At 39.6% G+C, this 20,861-nt stretch carries 20 protein-coding genes; 10 read left to right on the forward strand and 10 right to left on the reverse strand.

Annotated features, from left to right (window positions below; translation table 11 throughout):
• Nucleotides 1–3 precede the first annotated feature (3 nt).
• The gene (locus ACMX3D_RS01095; protein ID WP_482749658.1) at nucleotides 4–1,173 is read right to left on the reverse strand and encodes a cysteine desulfurase family protein; all 1,170 of its coding nucleotides are present in this window, start codon (nucleotides 1,171–1,173) and stop codon (nucleotides 4–6) included.
• A 215-nt stretch (nucleotides 1,174–1,388) separates the two neighbouring features.
• Here ACMX3D_RS01095 and ACMX3D_RS01100 point away from each other — a divergent pair, with 215 nt between their 5' ends.
• The 6 genes from ACMX3D_RS01100 (at nucleotide 1,389) to ACMX3D_RS01125 (ending at nucleotide 8,557) form a co-directional block, all read left to right on the forward strand.
• Entirely contained in the window at nucleotides 1,389–3,017 is a 1,629-nt protein-coding gene (locus ACMX3D_RS01100) for a DUF655 domain-containing protein (RefSeq protein WP_482749659.1), read from the forward strand.
• A gap of 428 nt (nucleotides 3,018–3,445) precedes the next feature.
• Nucleotides 3,446–3,691, forward strand: coding sequence for a ChaB family protein (locus tag ACMX3D_RS01105; RefSeq protein WP_482749660.1), 246 nt, complete (start codon nucleotides 3,446–3,448; stop codon nucleotides 3,689–3,691).
• Nucleotides 3,692–4,360: 669 nt separating this feature from the next.
• Nucleotides 4,361–5,443: a class I fructose-bisphosphate aldolase gene (locus tag ACMX3D_RS01110; protein WP_482749661.1), complete on the forward strand. Its 1,083-nt coding sequence runs from the start codon at nucleotides 4,361–4,363 to the stop codon at nucleotides 5,441–5,443.
• A gap of 149 nt (nucleotides 5,444–5,592) precedes the next feature.
• Entirely contained in the window at nucleotides 5,593–5,919 is a 327-nt protein-coding gene (locus ACMX3D_RS01115; RefSeq protein ID WP_482749662.1) for a hypothetical protein, read from the forward strand.
• Between the two features lie 875 nt (nucleotides 5,920–6,794).
• Nucleotides 6,795–7,199 carry a hypothetical protein gene (locus tag ACMX3D_RS01120; protein ID WP_482749663.1) on the forward strand — a complete coding sequence of 135 codons (405 nt, stop codon included), beginning with the start codon at nucleotides 6,795–6,797 and terminating at the stop codon, nucleotides 7,197–7,199.
• 404 nt (nucleotides 7,200–7,603) lie between these two features.
• Nucleotides 7,604–8,557, forward strand: coding sequence for an ROK family protein (locus tag ACMX3D_RS01125; RefSeq protein ID WP_482749664.1), 954 nt, complete (start codon nucleotides 7,604–7,606; stop codon nucleotides 8,555–8,557).
• A 10-nt stretch (nucleotides 8,558–8,567) separates the two neighbouring features.
• Here ACMX3D_RS01125 and ACMX3D_RS01130 read toward each other — a convergent pair whose 3' ends face one another.
• From ACMX3D_RS01130 to ACMX3D_RS01165, 8 genes are all read right to left on the reverse strand, one after another.
• A complete protein-coding gene (locus ACMX3D_RS01130) occupies nucleotides 8,568–8,861 on the reverse strand; it encodes a hypothetical protein (RefSeq protein ID WP_482749665.1) in 294 nt (97 codons plus the stop codon).
• 256 nt (nucleotides 8,862–9,117) lie between these two features.
• Nucleotides 9,118–11,463: a ComEC/Rec2 family competence protein gene (locus tag ACMX3D_RS01135; protein ID WP_482749666.1), complete on the reverse strand. Its 2,346-nt coding sequence runs from the start codon at nucleotides 11,461–11,463 to the stop codon at nucleotides 9,118–9,120.
• 188 nt (nucleotides 11,464–11,651) lie between these two features.
• Complete coding sequence (locus ACMX3D_RS01140) at nucleotides 11,652–12,131, reverse strand: DUF4079 domain-containing protein (RefSeq protein ID WP_482749667.1); 480 nt, start codon at nucleotides 12,129–12,131, stop codon at nucleotides 11,652–11,654.
• Between the two features lie 102 nt (nucleotides 12,132–12,233).
• Nucleotides 12,234–13,958 carry a DnaJ domain-containing protein gene (locus ACMX3D_RS01145; protein WP_482749668.1) on the reverse strand — a complete coding sequence of 575 codons (1,725 nt, stop codon included), beginning with the start codon at nucleotides 13,956–13,958 and terminating at the stop codon, nucleotides 12,234–12,236.
• 128 nt (nucleotides 13,959–14,086) lie between these two features.
• Nucleotides 14,087–14,350 (reverse strand): DUF29 domain-containing protein, encoded by a 264-nt coding sequence (locus ACMX3D_RS01150; RefSeq protein ID WP_482749669.1) that lies wholly within the window; start codon nucleotides 14,348–14,350, stop codon nucleotides 14,087–14,089.
• A 25-nt stretch (nucleotides 14,351–14,375) separates the two neighbouring features.
• A complete protein-coding gene (locus ACMX3D_RS01155) occupies nucleotides 14,376–14,972 on the reverse strand; it encodes a transposase (protein ID WP_482747408.1) in 597 nt (198 codons plus the stop codon).
• Nucleotides 14,930–15,322 (reverse strand): helix-turn-helix domain-containing protein, encoded by a 393-nt coding sequence (locus tag ACMX3D_RS01160; protein WP_482747409.1) that lies wholly within the window; start codon nucleotides 15,320–15,322, stop codon nucleotides 14,930–14,932. Before ACMX3D_RS01160 ends, ACMX3D_RS01155 begins: the two co-directional genes overlap by 43 nt.
• Nucleotides 15,323–15,359: 37 nt before the next feature.
• Complete coding sequence (locus ACMX3D_RS01165) at nucleotides 15,360–15,566, reverse strand: DUF29 domain-containing protein (RefSeq protein WP_482749670.1); 207 nt, start codon at nucleotides 15,564–15,566, stop codon at nucleotides 15,360–15,362.
• A gap of 84 nt (nucleotides 15,567–15,650) precedes the next feature.
• Between ACMX3D_RS01165 and ACMX3D_RS01170 the strand changes: the two genes are divergently transcribed.
• The gene (locus ACMX3D_RS01170) at nucleotides 15,651–16,850 is read left to right on the forward strand and encodes a Coenzyme F420 hydrogenase/dehydrogenase, beta subunit C-terminal domain (RefSeq protein ID WP_482749671.1); all 1,200 of its coding nucleotides are present in this window, start codon (nucleotides 15,651–15,653) and stop codon (nucleotides 16,848–16,850) included.
• Nucleotides 16,851–16,884: 34 nt separating this feature from the next.
• Nucleotides 16,885–17,262, forward strand: coding sequence for a GxxExxY protein (locus ACMX3D_RS01175; RefSeq protein WP_482749672.1), 378 nt, complete (start codon nucleotides 16,885–16,887; stop codon nucleotides 17,260–17,262).
• 62 nt (nucleotides 17,263–17,324) lie between these two features.
• Here ACMX3D_RS01175 and ACMX3D_RS01180 read toward each other — a convergent pair whose 3' ends face one another.
• Nucleotides 17,325–18,554 carry a methionine gamma-lyase family protein gene (locus tag ACMX3D_RS01180; protein ID WP_482749673.1) on the reverse strand — a complete coding sequence of 410 codons (1,230 nt, stop codon included), beginning with the start codon at nucleotides 18,552–18,554 and terminating at the stop codon, nucleotides 17,325–17,327.
• Nucleotides 18,555–18,639: 85 nt separating this feature from the next.
• Here ACMX3D_RS01180 and ACMX3D_RS01185 point away from each other — a divergent pair, with 85 nt between their 5' ends.
• Nucleotides 18,640–19,458, forward strand: a complete 819-nt coding sequence (locus ACMX3D_RS01185; RefSeq protein WP_482749674.1) for an acyl-CoA desaturase — start codon at nucleotides 18,640–18,642, stop codon at nucleotides 19,456–19,458.
• Nucleotides 19,459–19,686: 228 nt separating this feature from the next.
• The gene (locus tag ACMX3D_RS01190; protein ID WP_482749675.1) at nucleotides 19,687–20,739 is read left to right on the forward strand and encodes a fatty acid desaturase; all 1,053 of its coding nucleotides are present in this window, start codon (nucleotides 19,687–19,689) and stop codon (nucleotides 20,737–20,739) included.
• Nucleotides 20,740–20,861 lie beyond the last annotated feature (122 nt).

Here is a 20,861-nt window from a genome sequence, read left to right on the forward strand (position 1 = left end):
ATCTCAGCGTGTAGCTAAAGTAACATCTGGTGTTAGCCTCTGTAAAACCTGCTTCAACACCATTGCAGTCCAATCAATATCTGCTTCGGTGGTGTCACGCCCTAATGTCATCCGAATTCCGCCCAAGGCTGCTTTTTGGGAATAGCCCATTGCTAAAAGTATCGGACTAGGGCTGAGTTTACCACTATGACAGGCTGCACCAGCACTAATACCAATACCAGCTAAATTCAATTGCCGTACTAAAGTTTTACCACTGAGTTTTTCGCCGTCGGCGTATTCTAGGCAGAAACTAACATGATGTGGTAGACGATGGATGCGATCGCCTGTAGGAATTAAACCAGGAACATCTGCTAACAAGGCAAACAAGCGATCGCGCAAATCAATTAATCTTGGTGTTTCCGTTGCTAGTTCTTGCGCTGCTAATTCTGCGGCGACACCAAACCCAGCAATTATTGGTACAGCTTGCGTTCCAGAACGCATCCCCATTTCTTGCCCACCGCCAGTTAACAGAGGCATAATTTTTACACCAGGACGAATATATAATGCTCCTGCACCTTGTGGCCCGTAGATTTTGTGGCTGGAAATGCTGAGTAAATCGACTGGTAATGTCTGCACATCTATTGATAAACGTCCAGCCACTTGCACTGCATCGGTATGGAAGATAGCACCGTGCGATCGCGCAATATTGCCCAATTCGGTAATCGGTTGAATTGTGCCTACTTCACTTTGTCCGTAAATTATTGATACTAAAACGGTGTTATGTCGCAATGCAGCTTTTAAAGCTAAGGGGCTAACTCTGCCTTTGTCATCCACTCCCAAGCGTGTGACTTCCCAACCCCACATTTCTAGCATTCGCACCGTTTCCGAAATTGCGGAATGTTCCACACTAGAAATAATGATGTGTTGAGGCACAGCAAACAATCGGGCGACACCAACAATTGCCAAATTATTTGCTTCTGTACCACCAGCCGTAAAAATAATTGATTCTGGATTAGCAGCATTAATTAAGTCTGCAACTTGAACTCTGGCTTGTTCGAGAACTATTGCAGCCCGTTGTCCCCACTCATGCAAACTAGAAGGATTACCCCACTGTTGAGTGAGGACTGCTTGCATCGCTGCGATCGCTTCTGGGCGAGTTGGAGTAGTAGCACTGTAATCTAAGTATATTTGCATATCACAACACTTGAGCGGAAAGACTCGGACAATGGGCTACCCACTATTTTCACCATAGACAGTTCTCTCATTAAATCTTGAGAAAACGTGAATTAATGTGCATCAATAGAGGGATTTTTGGTCTGCTGATTAAGCTGTTTAACTCTTTAAATTGGCGTAGTTCATTTTGGGAACTATAACTATGTTCACTACCAATCCACTTTTAGCAGATTACCGTGCAAATTTTTCGTAAACAAAAGCATTTTTTGATATTTTTCTTAATATTTTTTATCACTGCTTGTCAACAAGCTAAATCATCCAATAAGCGTTTATCACCTTTACCTCAAGATCCATTAGTCCAAGTTTATTTTAATCAGTCTGAATCTTCAGAATATCAAGAATCTTACCGTCAGCAAACCCGACTGGGCGATGACTTAGAAAAAATTATTGCCGATGTTATTTATCAAGCTAAATCTACAGTGGATGTAGCTGTGCAAGAATTACGCTTACCCAAGGTTGCCCAAGCATTAGTAGACAGACAAAAAGCCGGGGTGAAAGTTCGAGTAATTATAGAAAATACATACAGTCGCCCTTGGAGTAGCTTTACACCAGATGAAGTCAAAAAACTAGCCCCTAGAGAACGAGAAAGATACAATGAATTTCATCAATTTATCGATTTAAATAAAGATAAAAAACTCAGTTCAGAAGAAATTAATCAAAGAGACGCATTAGTAATTTTACAAAATGCTAAAATTCCTTTAATTGATGATCAAGCTGATGGTTCCGCAGGCAGTAGTTTGATGCATCACAAATTTGTAATTGTAGATAATCGGATTGTAATTGTCACTTCGGCAAACTTCACCTTAAGCGATACTTCAGGCGATTTTACCAATCGGAGTAGTTTAGGTAATGCCAATAATTTGCTAAAAATTGACAGTCCAGAATTAGCATCTGTGTTTAACCAAGAGTTTAACATTATGTGGGGTGATGGCCCAGGAGGTAAGCCAGATAGTCAATTTGGCTTGAAAAAACCACTGCGTTCTCCGAAAAAAATCACTTTAGGTGAAAGTACAATTACAGTTCAGTTTTCTCCGACTTCTCCCACTCAACCTTGGAGTAAAACTAGTAATGGCTTAATTGGTGAAATATTAAATTCCGCCACTAAATCTATTGATTTAGCATTATTTGTATTTTCTGAACAGCAGCTTGCCAAAATTTTAGAACAGCGTCATCAACAAAATGTTGCTATTCGCGCTTTAATTGATTCTCAATTTGCCTATCGGTCTTACAGTGAAGCCTTGGATATGATGGGAGTAGCTTTGAGTAATCAATGTAAATATGAAATTGATAATCAACCTTGGTCAAATTCAATTAGTAGTGTTGGTGTACCTGTTTTAGGAAAAGGCGATTTATTACACCATAAATTTGCTGTTGTTGATAACGCAAGAGTTATCACAGGTTCGCATAATTGGTCAGATGCTGCTAACAATGGTAACGATGAAACATTGATAATTATTGAAAATCCTAAAGTAGCTGCTCACTATGTCCGGGAATTTGCCCGTCTTTATGCTAAAGCTCAACTTGGTTTACCTTCAGAAATTCAAGCCAAAATCCAAGCAGAAACGAAAAAATGTCCTAAGATAAGCACGCCAACATCTATTCAAAATCAAATCATTCAAAAAGTCAATCTCAATACAGCCAGTTTGGAAGAATTAGCAACTCTTCCTGGGGTGGGGAAGAAGTTAGCACAGAAGATAATTATTGCTCGTCAACAACAAAAGTTTACATCTCTACAAGATTTAGAACGAGTTTCGGGTGTGAGTACAAAGATGCTGGATAAATGGCGTGATTATGTCACTTTGTAGTAGTTTGATTTTACATTTCATCTATTATTGGTATTTACATCATTTCCCAAGAGAAGCTAAATATCTTAATTAGTTCGATTATCAATAGTGGCGTAATTAATGGCGATGGACAACTAGCGATCGCTATTACTCGAACTGTACGCAGCGTTACAGTTCATGACAGAGGCTCAATTAATGGAGATATTCCACTCAGTAACTCTAACGATACAATACATATAACGCTCAAGGCGGCAGAGTTAACGGCACTGTCCATGCTTTGTGCTTTATTAGTGGCTTAAGTTTTGCAGTACAGCGATCGCTATTTGATGAAAGGTAAATATTTCTGTTGACTTATTTATATTTATTATCTATTTCTGCTGAAAGTAAGAGGAAGTTTTATTCATAAATTTTTTAGTATGTACCCAGGTCAAGGTTACTGGAGTTAGTTTATGCCTTATAACAAAATAGAAGAATTACCTCAAGATATTCAAGAAAAACTTCCTCAACACGCTCAGCAAATTTTCTTTGCAGCTTTCAATGCTTCGCAACGCGATGGCTTGAGCGAAGAAGGTGCTACTAATGTTGCTTGGAATAGTGTAAGAAACGAATACGAACAAGGCAAAGATGGTGCATGGTACAGAAAGTCTGAAGACACAGCTGTACACAATAAAGCAGTGACTTCTGGTGGTAACTAAGCCATTATAATCAGGCAGTGATGTCTGAAAATATCAATCATATTCAGTTAGTCGATGAAAAAATTGTTGGTTTGGGCAATGCTCAAACCAACAATCGTAAGTTATTAGCTAAAAAATATATTCATTGCATAATCAATACATAGGGTAGTTGATAGTTGACAGTGAACTTTATAAAACTAGTTCGTCAAATTAAAGCACAGAAATTATGTATACTTGATGAACTTTTATTATAGATTTTAGTGTTGAGTTTTTGCCATAACAGTCCTGAATCATTCATATCATACTTCTTAAATATTTTGGAGAGATGAATATTCATCATTTACAACTAAATACTACTTTTGATAGATGCAGATTTTATTAATTGTAAAGCTCATACAGTTTTAGCCATCAGTATTTGTATCTTTTGGTATATTACTAATTCGCCAAACAAATATAATATTACTTTATCGGCTAGAATCCTACTTAAGTTATTACAACTCACGGGTAAACACCGATATTTTATCTGTGTTTATCTGGTTACTTAAAGTAAATTTTCTTCAAATAAATATAAACATTATTTAATAGAAGTATAAAATAAGTTTTTGCTGAGATAGTAAGTCGTCTGAAAGATAAAATGTCAGAATGCTATCGTAAAGGCAAATTTATTTTCTCAAGTTTGAGGAAAGTACTATGACTACTACTTTGATAGAGGCGAATTCTATCGAGTCATGGTTGGGTAAAGAAGCGGAAGACCTGCTGAATTACAAAGCCAAGGTTTCTCAAGATTTATTGCATTTACCAGGGCCAGACTTTGTAGATCGAGTCTGGCTTAATAGCGATCGCAATCCTCAAGTTTTGCGTAATCTTCAACAACTTTATTCTACGGGTCGTTTGGCAAATACTGGCTATCTCTCGATTCTTCCTGTAGACCAAGGTATTGAACACTCGGCTGGTGCATCTTTTGCACCAAATCCCATATACTTTGACCCAGAAAATATCGTCAAATTAGCAATAGCAGGTGGTTGTAATGCTGTTGCGACAACTTTAGGAGTTTTAGGTATTGTCTCACGCAAATATGCTCACAAAATTCCTTTTATTGTCAAAATCAACCATAACGAACTCTTAACCTTTCCCAATCAATTTGATCAAGTATTATTTGCAAGTGTCGAGCAAGCTTGGAATTTAGGTGCAGTAGCAATAGGTGCAACAATTTACTTTGGTTCAGAACAATCAACCAGACAAATCCAAGAAATTAGTCATGCTTTTGAACGCGCCCATGAATTAGGAATGGTCACAATTCTGTGGTGCTATTTGCGGAATAATGCGTTCAAACAAGACAAAGATTATCATCTTGCGGCTGACCTAACTGGACAGGCTAATCATTTGGGCGTGACCATTGAAGCTGACATTATTAAACAAAAATTACCTGAATGTAACAATGGTTATGGTGCAGTTGCCAAAGCCGCAGGTAAAAGTTACGGTAAAACAGATGAGCGAGTTTATACAGAATTAACAACTGATCACCCAATCGATTTAACTCGTTATCAAGTACTAAATTGCTACGCTGGAAGGGCAGGATTAATTAATTCTGGTGGCGCATCTGGTAAAAATGATTTTGCTGAAGCAGTACGCACCGCTGTCATTAATAAACGGGCTGGTGGTACAGGATTAATTTCTGGACGTAAAGCTTTTCAACGTCCGTTTGAAGAAGGAGTGAAACTATTTCATGCCATTCAAGATGTTTATTTATCAGCAGATGTCACCATAGCTTAAACTTGGACAATTAAATAATCAATAAAGGAAGGTGATCAATATTCACCTTCCTTTTTATATATACATAACTAGCCTAGAGGAAGACGTTAGCCTAATGAGTATTTTTTAGCATTTAGGCATTTGTTTCAAACATAGGAGAAAATTTTCCCATGTTAAACATTCAAAGCGTTCTTCATCAATTAAGTCGCAAAATTGCTGTATTCATCCTAGCTGGGTTAGTCATACTAATTAGCTTACCTACTAATTCTGTTATGGCTGATGGTTATTATTCTGATAAAAGTCACAGAGTAGAAAAAGTACCACCTTATTACACCGCTAAAGACCGTAGAATAATCAGAACTGAGCCTAGCAAACCTTATTACACCACTAAAGAACGCCAACAGCCACAAGCTACCAGAAAATACGAAGATTCCATCAAAACTGGTAAGGATGAAAATGAAGTGCGCTCTAGAGACTTAGAAACAAGAAATCGGTAAACAAAACTGTCAACAACTTCAAGATTATAGAGGCGTGAATATTCACGTCTCTTGTAAAGATACGAATTATATAACATTAATATATTCAAAACCCAAAATCAAAAACATATTTAAATTTTCTTAATTACAAGTTACGAATTAGTATAAATGCGTACAGCTATTAGTTGACTGATTACCCTGTGCATCCAGTTGACTGTATCAAAAATGCTTTAATTTCCTTAATTACCATATCTTTGGATGGATTGTCTCTAAAAAAAATATGAATATGATGAATGGCAGCTTCTAAATTCTTAAGATATTTTCACTGGACAAGCTATATATGCAGATACTTTTGTATGGAAATTAGAACACCAATTCAGTAATCTTGAAAGAACCTCTCTCCTTACCACTCTCCTCGTAAGAGAGGGGAGCTTGGCTCTCCCTTCCCTTGTAGGGAAGGGAGCTGGGTGGTTAGGTTTTTGATTACTGAATCGATGCTCTAGTTAGTTACATAAATTGTGGCGCAGCAAAAAAGTCTTGTATGAAAAAGATGTTTTATTCGTAGCTTTTTCATAATATTTAGACATAATTGGAGACAAGAACATGGCAAGAAAATTAAACATTGCCGACAGAAGAAAAAACAGAATTACAAGGCTTTTGATTATAATAATGTTCAGATAGTTTCGATAAGGAACTTACTTACTTATTAGGGTTCGCAAATGAGGTAATCTTTGGTTTAGATTAAATAAAGATGAAATTGAATCACCAAATTTAACCTCTTAAAAGCTAGAAATAGAAAGCATTCTGAGAGCCAATACTGTTCGCTGCATCTACACAGTCATGGCTCTGAAATTTCCTGAGTATACAGCAATATTTTTGGGACAGTAACCTTTTCTATGACTAAATATTGTCGTGACCAAGCCAGAGATGAACTTTGGTTAATGATGGGAGCAGGAGCAACAGCAGGAGTTGCAGGTGGAGTTTCTATGATTGGTGCGTTAACTTTTCAAACTGGTTTAGCTAGTGTACAGGCAGTTGTAATAACTCGGATTGCTCAAGTTTATGATATTAATTTAATACCTGCTAGTGGTGCAGGAGCAACAGCCGCAGCAATAATTGCAATGGGTGGGGGACAATTACTTTTCAGAATGGGCAGTCTCATAGCAGGATGTATTCCTGGTATTGGACTAGTGGTTCAACCTGCAATTGGCGCTGCTGCGGTTAAGGCATTGGGCGAAGTTGCTATTAATTATTTTGAAAGTATGTATCCTAATAAAATCTACAGTCCAAAAGTACTTTAGGTTTATCAAACATCTGCTCAAATTAGCTTTAGCTGTACTTTTCATTGTGATCAAAAAATATGTGATCATCACATGAAAAAGTTCAGTTATATCTTTTTGCCGAAGAAAACAGTAAGTGCATCTGCCAAACGAACCAAAAATTGACTAAATATTTGCAGAAATTGTTAACTCAAAGATGAATGCCTAGTAAGCTGAATAAGTAAGCGATCGCTTTTAGACTAAGAGGATGTCTAAGAAGTATTCTTGTTAACATCAAAGTTGTAAAAACCTAACCCCCCTAGCCCCCCTTCCCTACAAGGGAATGGGGGTTTCAAAGCCTCTCTCCGTTTCGGGGAGAGGTTTGGAGAGGGGTTATTAGTATAATTTTCGACTTTTTAGACATCCTCTAAGTATTCTTCAGATAAATGACATTAATCCTAGCCTTAGATTTTGGTGGCACTAAGTTAGCAGCAGCAATAACTAAACTTGGTTCTCGTGAATGGTTGCGTTATGAACGTCGTCTATCACCAATAGATGGTAATGCTACCACTGATTTAGAAATTATGCGATCGCTCATCCATAATTTACTTCAAGATGAAACCCCAGATGCCATTGGTGTCAGTTTTGGAGGCCCTGTAGACTTTACTACCGGAACAGTCCGACTCTCCCATCACGTCCCTGGCTGGGAAAATATTCCTCTCAAAGACTTACTAGAGAAAGAATATGGTGTATCTGCCAGTATAGATAACGATGCTAACGTTGCTGCTTTAGGTGAACATCGCTTCGGTGCTGGTCAAGGATATGATAGCTTGTTTTACATTACCATCAGCACTGGTGTAGGGGGTGGCTGGATACTCAATGGTCAACCTTGGCGTGGGAACGCAGGTATAGCTGGTGAAATTGGACACATGGTTGTTAATCCTGCGGGGGCAGTGTGTTTATGTGGTAAGCGAGGATGCGTAGAACGGTTGGCATCAGGCCCTTACATGGCGCAAGATGCAAAAGAGTATTTATTAAAACCAGCAAATCAATTTCTAGGACAAAAATTGCGCACCTTAGTTAATGACAATTTAGATTTGATTACGGGAAAAATCATCAGTGAAGCTGCGGCGCAAGGAGACGATTTAGCAATCAATATTTTGCAAAATGGTGCTTGGGCTTTAGGTGTAGGTATTGGTAATGTAGCGAATTTAATTAACCCACAACGATTTATTTTAGGTGGCAGTGTGACGAAAGCTGGAGAAAATTGGTGGAATACTGTACAAAAAACAGCGCGTGAGACAGCGTTACCAGAAATCGATTTTGAAATTGTCCCTGCGGCTTTGGGTGATGATGCACCACTGTGGGGCGCTGTGGCTTTGGCAGAATCAGTTTTATGATCTAAATGTTTTAACGTCTAAATAATGTTCTGAAAATCTGCCAAGGATAACCTAATAAAGAAAAAACATCACAAAAGCTAGAAAATAATACTGGCTCAATTTCTACATCTAACATAATTCTTTCGAGTTCAAAATCACTCAGTGGTTCTTCCCAAAGCCCTTCTTCCACAAGATTATTAGCATGAAAAATTATGCGATCGCGCAAAAAATTTAACTGCTCTTCCCGTGGTGCTGCGGGTAATTTAATCGTTAAAGGGAAATTGCCAAAGAAAACCACTACTTTGCCTAAGTGATATTTCTGCATATTCTTTATATTTTTTAACTAGTTTAGAATAGATTTTGAATAACTACTCTTTTTCTTATAACTTTGTTGCATTTTTTCAGCCTCATCATAAATACTGTCAAAACTGAAATAATTCAGATCCCCGACTTCTTGAAGCAGTCGGGGATCTTTTGATTCACGAATGATTTAGAAATGTTACAGTTCTACATTCAACCAGAATATTTGTTTGCTTTCTGCTAATTTTTGACACATCAAACGCTGATGGTGTTGAATCATTTTACAAGACAGATGATTTATTTTCTGTTTCTTGAATAAATGATTCAAACTGATTATTCGGTGTCCATTGAATTGCACCATCTCGTCCTGTTAAAAACACTTGTGTTGTGTTTTTACTGAGTTCATTAGTGATTTTTAGATCAAGGTTAGTAGAAGTTGCGATCGCAACTTTTGGTTGAAACAATTTAATCAAGTCTTTCAAAGATTCTGGACTACACCATAAAACTTGCGGACTTGGTAAACTTCCCGCTTTAGCTAATCTTGCTATTTCTTGAGGTTCAACATCACCTACTAATAACCAAGTTTGATTTTGAATTTGTAAGTATAACAGAGGTAATTGCTCTTTAATTAATTGGGCAACTGTTAACCCTGTAACAATTTGTTGTCCTGGGACAACAGGTTGGTAGATACCTTTATGCTTTTGGATTTCTTGTTGAATTTCCTGACTAGCAATGCTAGTTTCTGGTTTGAGAGAATATTTAAAGAAATTTTTGATAGGTAAGCTTTGCATCACTTCCAGCCAAGCATTACTTTCACTATTGTCAAAATCACTAGCGATCGCCCATTCAATTTTATTCACACCTTGCTGTTGTAAAAACGGTACAATTGTGTAGCGTCCTGTACCTTCATCGCCACTGTTAATTAAGGTGACATTGCCTTTGTCTTGAATCACTACAACTGGTTCTGCACCAGCTTCTAAGACGGTTACCCGAAATAATGTATTTGCCGAATGCCAAGCGGGTACAAGTACTAAACCAAATGCTATTAAACCAGCAAACCACCAACGTTGCTGCCACCATTTAACTAAGCAAATCAACAGAATTAAAGCATAAACTGCTAACATCTGCCAAGTTGAAATACTCCCGACAACTAATGAGTTTCCTGGCAAATTACTAAAAAATTCGACTAATTGAATTAGCCAATCACTAGGATAATGCAGTAAACCAGCTATTGTACTGCCAATAGTGGGGGATGCTAATGTGGCGATCGCACTAATAATTCCCCCAATACTAATAACTGAAATAAATGGTGTAGTAATCATATTCAGCAGTAAACTGTAAGCAGGTACAACTCCAAACACCGAAAGTTGCACAGGTAAAGTCCAAATTGTGGCCGCTAAAGGTACAGCAATTAAAGAAGCGATCGCAGGCGGCAACCAATTCAGTTTTTCAGTTATAGCTGGTACAGTTACAATTAATCCCAATGTTGCTAAAAAACTCAGTTGAAATCCTAAATCCCAAATCCACAAAGGGTTAAATAATAATATTAATGTTGCTGCTAATAATAGTGAACCAAATTGTTTTACCTTTCTATCTAATAACAAACCAATTAATGCAGCACTACCCATAATTACTGCTCGCAGTACCGCAGGTTGGAATCCTGACAAGCTGAGGAAAATAATTAAACCTAAAAAACCGAGAGTGAATTGAATAGCCTTATTTGTACGTTTTGTTAGCTGTAAGATTACGCCCAAAATTAACGAAGTTTGAAACCCAGATGCAGCCAAAGCATGAGCCATACCAGCTTTGACAAACAAATCACGAATATCGTAGGGTAAATCAACAGCTTTACTACCCAAAACCATTGCACTTACCAGCGGCCCTTCAGGAATTCCTAAACTCCGAACTTGCGATTTTAAAATTCGCTCCCGAATTTGCCACCATCCCCATTTATTTTCATCATTAATAATATTTATCTGCCTTCCTATCAAACCAGCAAATGCTCCTTCCTGCTTGAGATACTTTTGAAAATCAAAAGCACCAGGGTTAGAAGCTGCTTTTGGTTTATATAAAATTCCTGTGACAGCAATTTCTTGACCAGGATGTAACCCAGTAGCTTGAAGTAAAGGTAAAGTCACATATAACTTACCCGTGACACCTTTTGATACACTTGCGGGGCCTTTGCCATTTTTAACTTCATCTAATTGAGTTGCTGTTAACCAAAATTGTCCGCGTTGACTGCGAGTTAACCGAGGATTACTTTCTACTACGCCGCGAACAATAACGAGTTGTTCTTGATTCGCAACATTTTCTGCTGGAATGAATTGACTAATATCTTTTACACTTGGTTGAGGCGATCGCAATTGAAAATACATAGTTGCCAGCAATCCTACCAAACCAGCAGCCAGCCAAACTCGCGGATGCGGAAATGATTGCCAAATATTTGCTGTAACTTTATTTTTGCTTCCAGTGCTTTCTTTTGGCTGAGGTGGAGTTTTGCGTTGTCTCAAAAAGACTGCTCCCAGTATCGCCAAAATTAAAATCCATACCCCACCCCAAGGAACGGCTGTAAACAACAACCCGAAAATATAACCTAAGCAAATAATCACGCCGCTCGTCTGAATCATAAGACAACTACAATACTCAACTGGGAAGCATTCAAGAAAAATATTGATGCTTTTGGTGAAGTATATAGCAAAGTGCTGAGTACTGAGTTGAAAACAGGGAGTAGAAAAGAGGGTGTATGGGTGTAGGTATTCACAAACCTTACACCCTATACCCAGTCTCAATAGACAAATTATATGCGTAATTCAGATTACAAAGATATACCCAGGTTAAACCCTAATACAGCATGGAGAAGCATAAGACCAAGTGCCACAGTGCCTAAATAAGCATGAGTAGCACGTAAAGCAGTTTTACCACCAGCAAAGCCAGTGAAAGAAATCACACTGTTAATCAATAGCAATATCAGTAACACAGAACCTGTCCAAAAATGAGGACTTTCAAAAATTGGCTGACGCTGCATCACCAAAGACAAAACTCCACCTGTGTAACCAGCCGCCATAAAGAAAAACATCCAAGGTGCAAGTAAACGATGCCCCATCCGGTTTTTAACCGACACATCTTTATCTTCAGCCAGCCTACCTCGCCAGCCAGTCCAGCCAACATAACTACCCATCACAAAAATTACGATCCCCATCATCAAGGGATGTCCCCAATGCACAATAGGTTCAGGTATTCCCAACGAACGAAACCAAGCCGCAAGGGGTTCTAGCACTTCGCTAAAGTTAACCATATATACTCACACTCTTTTAAGGATTACAGTAACTTTTTTACCATAATCTTAAGTATTGTAAATAATAATTAATTTTTTACAAGAAGGAGAGCGATCGCACACTCATCTCAATTTCTGTTGTGCTTGAAATTGTTGATAAGCTTCGTTAATCATTTGCATCGACACTTTAGCATTTGCAGACCTATTAATATCAGGATGATATTGTCTAGCTAGTTGCAGGTAGGCAAACTTGACATCTTGAGAATGTGCAGTTGGATCTACACCTAAAACTTCCCACCATTCCTGATGCAGTAAAGAATCGAGATTCAACTCATTCAGACCTTGCAGGCTCCAAATTTTAATAGTACCGCCGTTACCACCACTTACCAACATCTTGCCATCAGGAGTAAAGGCGACAGGGCTACAACCAACAAGAGTATGTAATAAATTCCTAGTCGGGATATGCCAAAGTTTGATAGTGCTGCGACTGCTACCAGCTAAGATTGTTCCATCAGGACTGATAGCAACAGATGAAACTGCTTCTGAATGACCAGTCAAAGTGCAAATTAATTCTTTTGTATAGAGATTCCAAAGTTTAATGGTAGTGTCTGTACTACCACTAATCAGAGTATGACCATCAGGACTAATAACAACTGTATTGATTGCAGCTAAATGTTGAGTAAAAATCTCAAGAGGTTTCCAAGTTGTGCAGTCCCACAGCCTGATAGTTCTATCAACACTCCCACTAGCCAAAATTTTACTATCAGGACTAATAGCAACAGATAAAACTGCATCTGTATGCCCAATCAAAGCAAGTTTTAAATTGCCTGTATAGCCTCCCCAAATTTTGATAGTTTTATCAGCACTACCACTTGCAAGAAATCTGCCATCAGGACTAAATGCAACTGAATTTACAAATCCATTATGGCTGTAGGGAGAGTTTGAATAAAAAAATGTCCGCAGAAATTGTTTTTTATCTAATTTCCAAGTGCTAATTTTACGGTCAACACAGCCACTAGCAATTTGTTTTCCATCAGGACTGATAGCAAGAGATAGAACAGCCTCTGCTTGACCAGAGAAAGTATGAAACCATTTTCCTGTTTTCAGATTCCACAGATTAATTTGTGTGTCATTACTGCCACTAACTAAAGTATTACCATCAGGAGTGATTGCGATCGCATTAACTTTTGCAGTATGTCCCATAAGAGTTTTGACACATTTCCAAGTTTCAGGAAGCTGAAGATTAGAAGTTGCAGTTTCAGATTCAGTCTTCTCACTAGAAAATTCAGCCTTAAGTGCTTGTAACTCCTCCTCAACTTCCAAAGCAGCAAATTTTTGGTTGAGGTCATCACCAGATAAAAATAAACCTAACTCTATAACGGCAGCGTTATAGTAATCCATCTGCAAAACTTTTTCTTCCATCCGTTCAAAAAGCTGTGCAGGAGTTTCCTTAACCTCAGACTCATCTAATAACTTAGCAAAACCATAAGCCGCCAGTCCTAAAACTGCACCCACACCCGCCATTGGTACAATACCAATACCAAACGCCAGGCCAATTTTAGGTGCAACTATTCCCATACCACCAACAACACTAGAAAAGCCAGCACCACCAACAGCACCAATTCCCATTGCACCAAAAGCCGCCGCATCTCCCGCAGCTACGGCTTGAAAAGTACCATAAACAGCCGCACCCGCCAAAGCACCAGCACCAACAACAGGCGCAGTTCCAATACCCACTGCACCAAATCCGCCTGCTAACCCCATTCCGCCAACTGTTGCGGAAACACCCGCACCTGCTAGGCTTCCTCCAGCGATGAATGCTGCACCCGTTTTAGAGTTTTGTGTCATTGGCTTTAAGTTAACTTAGAAATTGCTGATTATATTTCTAAGTTTTCCCAGTAATTGTAGAGATTTGAACAAAAAACCACAGAGCGCCAAGTTAAAGATTATGCTGTGAGGAAAGTATTAATACTTAACTAATCAGGTAAAAAATCTTCATCTAAACATTCATCAGTAGTAAATGGAGAGTCTACGGGAAAAGTATCAACAGATAAACCAGTTTCATCACTGGCTTGCTTTCTGGCATCTTGATAACAATCAGTAAAAACTTCCTGAAAATAGGGTTGTAAACTAGGACTGTCCTTAAAAGTCCTTGTCAATCTGCGGCGATGTTCTCTGATAGTACCTTTCCAGCTATTAGAACGTTTTTCTGTCTGATATTTGTATTTTAATAGGTGCATTAATAGAATACAGCAGATTTGAGGTTCATGAGGTACAGTAGCAGCAATTAGTAAACCAATTTTTTAGATGCTTTGGATCAACTAGTTTCAGCGCAATTTTAATTAAACCATCAACGACAGATGCACTCTTGGGAGAAAATTGTTTCAGAAAAGCTTTTAATTGTGACCACCAATGTTCAATTGGATTGAATTCAGGAGAATAAGGAGATAGATAAAGAACACTTGCTCCCACTCCTTCAATCAAAAGCTGAATCTCTTCGACTTTATGAGCAGGTAGATTATCCATTACAACGACTGCACCAACCCATAATTGCGGAAGTAAAAAATGTTCTACAAAAACTTTATATGCATCTCCATCCATTGAGCCGTTTAAAGTCATCACCGCTAAAACTTTCTTTAAGCTAATTCCTCCGATTACACTTATTTTTGCTCCCCGGTAATATGGTTTAAAATTATACGCTCTAGTGCCGCGCTCGCTTCTTTGATGAGTCCTAGTTAAGCCAAGTAAAACACCCATTTCATCTATAAATACAAGGTTTTCTGGGTCTACTTGCTTTACTTTCTCCCAATACTCTATTCTCAGTTTTTGGACTCTTTCTGTTTTTCCTTGGCTGCTACGCAAAGTCTTTTTTTTCGAGTTAATTTTTGTTTTTGTAATGCACAACACATCACACTTGCACACACCCAAACGTTGTATTTTTCTCCAAAATATTCGCAATATTCCAATAAAGTTGCATCTGGGTAAATTTGAACCATTTCGGCTAATTCGCTCGCGAAATCATCTAGCCTACCCTTCATGGCTCCACCTTGCTTTTTGGGTTCTAGATGTCCTTGCACTCTATGAAGTTGGATTAGCTTTTGCACATAGCTTTTTGCTACACCAAATTGCACAGCAACCTTTCTTATTGAAGTACCACCCTTTTCGTAAGTATTTACTATTTTTTCTCGTAAATCGATTGAGTATGCTTTCATTTTAAGTCTTGATGCACCAATACTATGTGTACCTCATTTACCTCGAAAGTGCTGTAACTAAATTACTCTCAAGTGCGCGTTTTTCATTTCTCCCTATGCTTTCAATCTCTTCGATAAGATTTTCTAAATCAATCTCAGAAAATCTGCCTTCTTTTAGTTGTTTAGCAGTTGTCTCTATCCACAAATAAAAATCTTGGTCATAAAGACGCAAGTTGGTAAAAACTTTTGATTGAGGCGCAGTCATCAGATTTTTCAACCTATATAGTTTAAGTTCATAAGCTGTAAAGGTATTGTAGTAAAAGGATTCCTGGATAAAACAAACATTTATATGACCTCTGTTGATTCTAGCAAGCATACAAAAGCCAAAGCCTTAAAACCCGGTAGCCGTCGCCCTGCCAAAGAACTGTGCAGCGAATGCGGACTATGTGATACATACTATATTCACTATGTCAAGGAAGCCTGTGCTTTTATCAACCAGCAGATAGACACCCTCGAAGCACAAGCCCACAGCCGTTCTCGGAATCTCGACGACCCCGATGAACTTTACTTTGGTGTGCATCAAGACATGATGGCAGCGCGGAAACAACAGCCCATCGAAGGCGCACAATGGACAGGTATAGTCAGCACCATTGCCATCGAAATGTTAAATCGCGGCATAGTTGAAGGCGTTGTCTGCGTCCAAAATACCAAAGAAGACCGCTTCCAACCCATGCCTGTGATTGCTCGCACCCCAGAAGAAATACTGGCAGCACGGGTAAATAAACCAACACTCTCCCCTAACCTTTCCATCTTGGAACAGGTAGAAAAATCGGGAATGAAGCGACTATTGGTAATTGGTGTTGGTTGCCAAATTCAGGCACTTAGGGCGGTAGAAAAGAAACTCGGTCTAGAAAAGTTATACGTTTTAGGCACACCTTGCGTAGATAACGTTACCCGCGACGGATTGCAAAAATTCTTAGAAACCACCAGCCGATCGCCTGAGACAGTAGTACACTACGAATTCATGCAAGACTTCCGTATTCACTTCAAGCATGAAGACGGCTCAATCGAGAAAGTACCATTCTTTGGCTTAAAAACCAACCAACTTAAAGATGTCTTTGCTCCCTCCTGTATGAGTTGCTTTGATTACGTCAACTCCCTAGCCGATTTAGTCGTCGGCTACATGGGCGCACCCTTCGGCTGGCAGTGGATAGTAGTCAGAAATGATACAGGCAAAGAAATGCTGGACTTGGTGAAAGACCAGATAGACACGCAACCTGTAATGTCCCAAGGAAACCGCAAAGAAGCTGTACAGCAGGGGATTCCGGCTTATGACAAAGGCGTAACCTTACCGATGTGGGTGGCGAAAATGATGGGCGTAGTCATTGATAAAATCGGCCCCAAAGGTTTGGAATATGCGCGGTTCTCGATTGATTCGCACTTTACAAGGAATTATTTGTATGTGAAGCGGAATCATAGGGAGAAGTTGGAGGCGCATGTGCCGGATTATGCTAAACGGATTGTTGGGCAGTATAAGTTACCGGATTGATTTTTCGCGCAAAGGCGCAAAGGCGCAAAGAAAGATGAATGAGAACGAGATTGCTAAGGTGATTGTTGATGCTGCTTACAAGATTCACACAAGGTTGGGGCCTGGGTTATTTGAATCTGTATATGAGACGGTTCTAGCTTACGAGTTAGGAAGTCAGGGTCTTTGGATAGCAAGGCAACAAGCTATTCCTGTTGTTTACGAAGGTGTACGCTTGGAAGAAGGGTTTCGGGCTGACCTAATTGTCGAAGACAAAGTGATTATCGAAATCAAGTCTTTGGAAACATTACATCCAGTACACAAGAAACAACTACTTACCTACCTTCGCCTCACGAGCAAACGTCTCGGACTACTTATCAACTTTGGTGAAGAACTGATTAAAAACGGTATTACACGTCTCGTAAACGGACTGTAAAAAAACTTCGCGCAAGGACGCAAAAACCTCTTTGCGCCTTTGCGCCTTTGCGCGAAACAATTCTAAGCCTGGCCTACAGCATCAATCGCCGCCTCTAATGCGATCGCCACATGAGTCCAATGAGTCCCCCCTTGGCAATAAACTATATAAGGCTCACGCAAAGGCCCATCCGCCGAGAATTCCAACGTACTCCCCTCAATAAACGTTCCACCAGCCATCACCACTTGGCTTTCATACCCCGGCATAGCATCAGGAACCGGGTCAAGATAAGAACCCACCGGAGAGTTCTGTTGTACAGCCTTACAAAAAGCAATTAACTTTTTCGCAGAACCGAGTTTAATTGCCTGAATTACATCACCACGCGGCGCAAGGGGCGCAGGATTAACTGGATAACCAAGCTTGTCAAAAACATAACCAGTAAGGAAAGTTCCCTTCATCGCCTCACCCACCATCTGCGGCGATAAAAATAAGCCTTGGAATAACAAGCGATTTTGGTCAAAGGTCGCACCACCATAGCTACCAATACCAGGCGCAGTTAGGCGACAGGCAGCTGCTTCTACCAAGTCAGCGCGACCAGCTACGTAACCGCCAGCAGTAACGATAGTACCGCCAGGGTTTTTAATTAAGGAACCCGCCATCAAATCAGCACCGACGTGGGTGGGTTCTTGAGTTTCGATAAATTCGCCGTAGCAGTTATCAACGAAGCAAACAGTATCGGGATTTTGCTGTTTGACTAGATGCACAATCTTTTCGATATCCGCAATTGATAAGCTAGGCCGCCAAGAATAGCCGCAGGAACGCTGAATTAACACTAAACGCGTTTTGTCATCTACAGCATGACTTAGAGCTTGCCAATCTACAGTTCCTTCATGAGTTAGCTCCAATTGGCGGTATTTTATGCCAAACTCAATAAGGGAGCCTTGGCCTTGTCCCCGCAAACCAATAACTTCTTCGAGCGTATCGTAGGGAGAGCCGACTACTGCTAACATCTCATCACCAGGACGGAGTACACCAAAAAGGGCGCAAGCGATCGCGTGAGTTCCCGACACAAACTGCACTCGCACGGCCGCCGCTTCCGCACCCATTACTTCCGCAAAAACTTTGTCTAAAGTTTCTCGTCCTAAATCATCGTGACCGTAACCACTCACACCAGCAAAGTGGTGCGCTCCAACACGCTGATTACGAAAGGCATCTAGCACTCTTTTTAGATTATGCTTGACCTGAGCGTCAATTCCAGAAAAAATCTCTAACAGTGCCTGTTCTGCTTGCCGCAGCTGTTCCAAGCTGTTCATTACTTCCTCATTAATAAAAAATTATAAATGTGCGGATTTTGCGATCGCGCAGATTAGGCTGAACAATTTCAATACAGGTTACTGCATGACAATTGCTACTTCAACTAAACCTCAAATCAATTGGGTCAATACCCTCTTTTTCGTTGGTCTACACATCGGCGCTCTATTTGCCTTTGTTCCTAGCAACTTTAGCTGGACGGCAGTTGGCGTGGCGTTATTCCTATACTGGGTAACTGGTGGTTTAGGCATTACTTTAGGCTTTCACCGCCTGGTGACTCACCGCAGTTTCCAAACGCCCAAGTGGTTGGAATATATCTTAGTTTTCTTCGGAACCCTAGCCTGTCAAGGAGGGCCAATCGAGTGGGTAGGGACACACCGCATTCATCATTTACATTCCGATACTGATCCCGATCCCCATGATTCCAATAAAGGTTTCTGGTGGAGCCATATTGGTTGGCTGATTTATAAGTGTCCTGCTCACGCTGACATTCCTCGTTTCACCAAAGATATTGCCGAAGACCCAGTTTATCAGTTTTTACAAAAATATTTCATTTTAATCCAGGTAGCTCTAGGCTTATTGTTACTCTTTTTGGGTGGCTGGCCTTTTGTTATTTGGGGAATTTTTGTGCGTATTGTTTGGGTTTATCACTGCACTTGGTTAGTGAACAGTGCTACCCACAAATTTGGTTATCGCAGCTATGAATCTGGTGATAAATCAACTAACTGCTGGTGGGTAGCTTTATTAGTGTTTGGCGAAGGCTGGCACAACAACCACCATGCTTTTCAGTACTCTGCTCGTCATGGACTGGAATGGTGGGAAATTGATTTAACTTGGATGACTATTCAATTTTTGCAAGCACTTGGTTTAGCCACTAATGTGAAACTTGCAGACAAAAAACACTAAGTCGTTTATCATTTGTCATTAATCATTGGACGACCAATGATTAATGACAAAGGAATTACTGAGTAATCAAAATATCCATTCGTCAGTTTTCAAATAGCCACAAAAACTACTTTCAGGTATGCTGAGGTAGCCAAAGTTGCTATAATCCAGAGCGTTAATGTAAAGAAATTTTGCAGCAAGTTACTTTTGGGTGACTTGGTGGAGGAGTTTGTTGTTTTTCGGTTTTTCATGACTACATCAATAATCAAGACGCAAGAAATAAGCACAGACCTTAGTACTTCCCAACTGAGGCTCAAAGATATTATCAAAACGTTGCCAAAAGAATGTTTTCAAAAAAATCGTCGCAAAGCTTGGACACAAGTTTTCATCAATGTTTTGATGGTGGGTTTAGGCTACTATAGTTTGGCAATTTCTCCCTGGTTTTTATTGCCTATTGCTTGGATTTTTACAGGGACTGCTTTAACAGGTTTTTTTGTTATTGGTCATGACTGCGGTCATCGTTCATTTGCCAATCGGCGGTGGGTTAATGATTTAGTTGGGCATATCTTTATGATGCCGCTAATTTACCCTTTTCATAGTTGGCGAATTAAGCATAATCATCATCACAAACATACCAACAAGTTGGATGAGGATAATGCTTGGCATCCCATCCGACCAGAAGTTTTTGCCAGTTGGGATAAAACTCGTCAATCTGCTTTTGAATTGTTCATGAAAAAGCGTCTTTGGTGGGTAGGTTCCATTGGACATTGGGCAGTTGTGCATTTTGATTGGCGCAAATTTAAAACTAAAGAGCAAGGAAGTATTAAACTTTCTGTGGCTGTAGTTGTCATTTTTGCCGCAGTTGTTTTCCCCACTCTACTCGCTACAACTGGTATTTGGGGATTTGTTAAATTCTGGCTTGTGCCTTGGTTGGTTTATCATTTCTGGATGAGTACCTTCACCATTGTTCACCACACATTCCCAGATGTTCCGTTTGAAGAAAAAAGCAAGTGGAACGAAGCAATGGCGCAGCTATTCGGCACTATTCATTGCGATTATCCACGTTGGATAGAATTCCTTTGCCACGATATTAACGTCCACGTACCTCATCACCTTTCTACTGCTATCCCCTCTTATAATTTACGTCTGGCTTACAGCAGCATTAAAGACAATTGGGGAAATTATTTGCATGATGAAGCCAAGTTCTCTTGGTCTTTAATGAAGCAAATTACAGACCAATGTCAACTGTATGTCACTGATGTTGGGTATCAAACTTTTAACGAATATTACGCAGGTAAATAAGTCAAAATCTGAGTAAACTCGCTATGAGCAAAATTAAGCTCATATATTAGAGCGATGAGATTATTCGTCTGCAAATTCAATTATGATCTGGCAATTCTTAACTGATTAATTATTGCTACGTG

The sequence above is a fragment of the Anabaena sp. TISTR 8404 genome, assembly GCF_056847745.1.

Excerpts from the sequence above, each read along its gene's own strand:
- ACMX3D_RS01110 (WP_482749661.1), top strand. The coding sequence starts at position 4,361 with ATGACTACTACTTTGATAGAGGCGAATTCTATCGAGTCATGGTTGGGT.
- ACMX3D_RS01105 (WP_482749660.1), top strand. The coding sequence starts at position 3,446 with ATGCCTTATAACAAAATAGAAGAATTACCTCAAGATATTCAAGAAAAA.
- ACMX3D_RS01180 (WP_482749673.1), bottom strand. The coding sequence starts at position 18,554 with ATGAACAGCTTGGAACAGCTGCGGCAAGCAGAACAGGCACTGTTAGAG.
- ACMX3D_RS01125 (WP_482749664.1), top strand. The coding sequence starts at position 7,604 with ATGACATTAATCCTAGCCTTAGATTTTGGTGGCACTAAGTTAGCAGCA.
- ACMX3D_RS01170 (WP_482749671.1), top strand. The coding sequence starts at position 15,651 with ATGACCTCTGTTGATTCTAGCAAGCATACAAAAGCCAAAGCCTTAAAA.
- ACMX3D_RS01190 (WP_482749675.1), top strand. The coding sequence starts at position 19,687 with ATGACTACATCAATAATCAAGACGCAAGAAATAAGCACAGACCTTAGT.
- ACMX3D_RS01175 (WP_482749672.1), top strand. The coding sequence starts at position 16,885 with ATGAATGAGAACGAGATTGCTAAGGTGATTGTTGATGCTGCTTACAAG.
- ACMX3D_RS01120 (WP_482749663.1), top strand. The coding sequence starts at position 6,795 with ATGACTAAATATTGTCGTGACCAAGCCAGAGATGAACTTTGGTTAATG.
- ACMX3D_RS01185 (WP_482749674.1), top strand. The coding sequence starts at position 18,640 with ATGACAATTGCTACTTCAACTAAACCTCAAATCAATTGGGTCAATACC.
- ACMX3D_RS01160 (WP_482747409.1), bottom strand. The coding sequence starts at position 15,322 with ATGAAAGCATACTCAATCGATTTACGAGAAAAAATAGTAAATACTTAC.
- ACMX3D_RS01130 (WP_482749665.1), bottom strand. The coding sequence starts at position 8,861 with ATGCAGAAATATCACTTAGGCAAAGTAGTGGTTTTCTTTGGCAATTTC.
- ACMX3D_RS01115 (WP_482749662.1), top strand. The coding sequence starts at position 5,593 with ATGTTAAACATTCAAAGCGTTCTTCATCAATTAAGTCGCAAAATTGCT.
- ACMX3D_RS01165 (WP_482749670.1), bottom strand. The coding sequence starts at position 15,566 with ATGACTGCGCCTCAATCAAAAGTTTTTACCAACTTGCGTCTTTATGAC.
- ACMX3D_RS01145 (WP_482749668.1), bottom strand. The coding sequence starts at position 13,958 with ATGACACAAAACTCTAAAACGGGTGCAGCATTCATCGCTGGAGGAAGC.
- ACMX3D_RS01135 (WP_482749666.1), bottom strand. The coding sequence starts at position 11,463 with ATGATTCAGACGAGCGGCGTGATTATTTGCTTAGGTTATATTTTCGGG.
- ACMX3D_RS01095 (WP_482749658.1), bottom strand. The coding sequence starts at position 1,173 with ATGCAAATATACTTAGATTACAGTGCTACTACTCCAACTCGCCCAGAA.
- ACMX3D_RS01140 (WP_482749667.1), bottom strand. The coding sequence starts at position 12,131 with ATGGTTAACTTTAGCGAAGTGCTAGAACCCCTTGCGGCTTGGTTTCGT.
- ACMX3D_RS01150 (WP_482749669.1), bottom strand. The coding sequence starts at position 14,350 with ATGCACCTATTAAAATACAAATATCAGACAGAAAAACGTTCTAATAGC.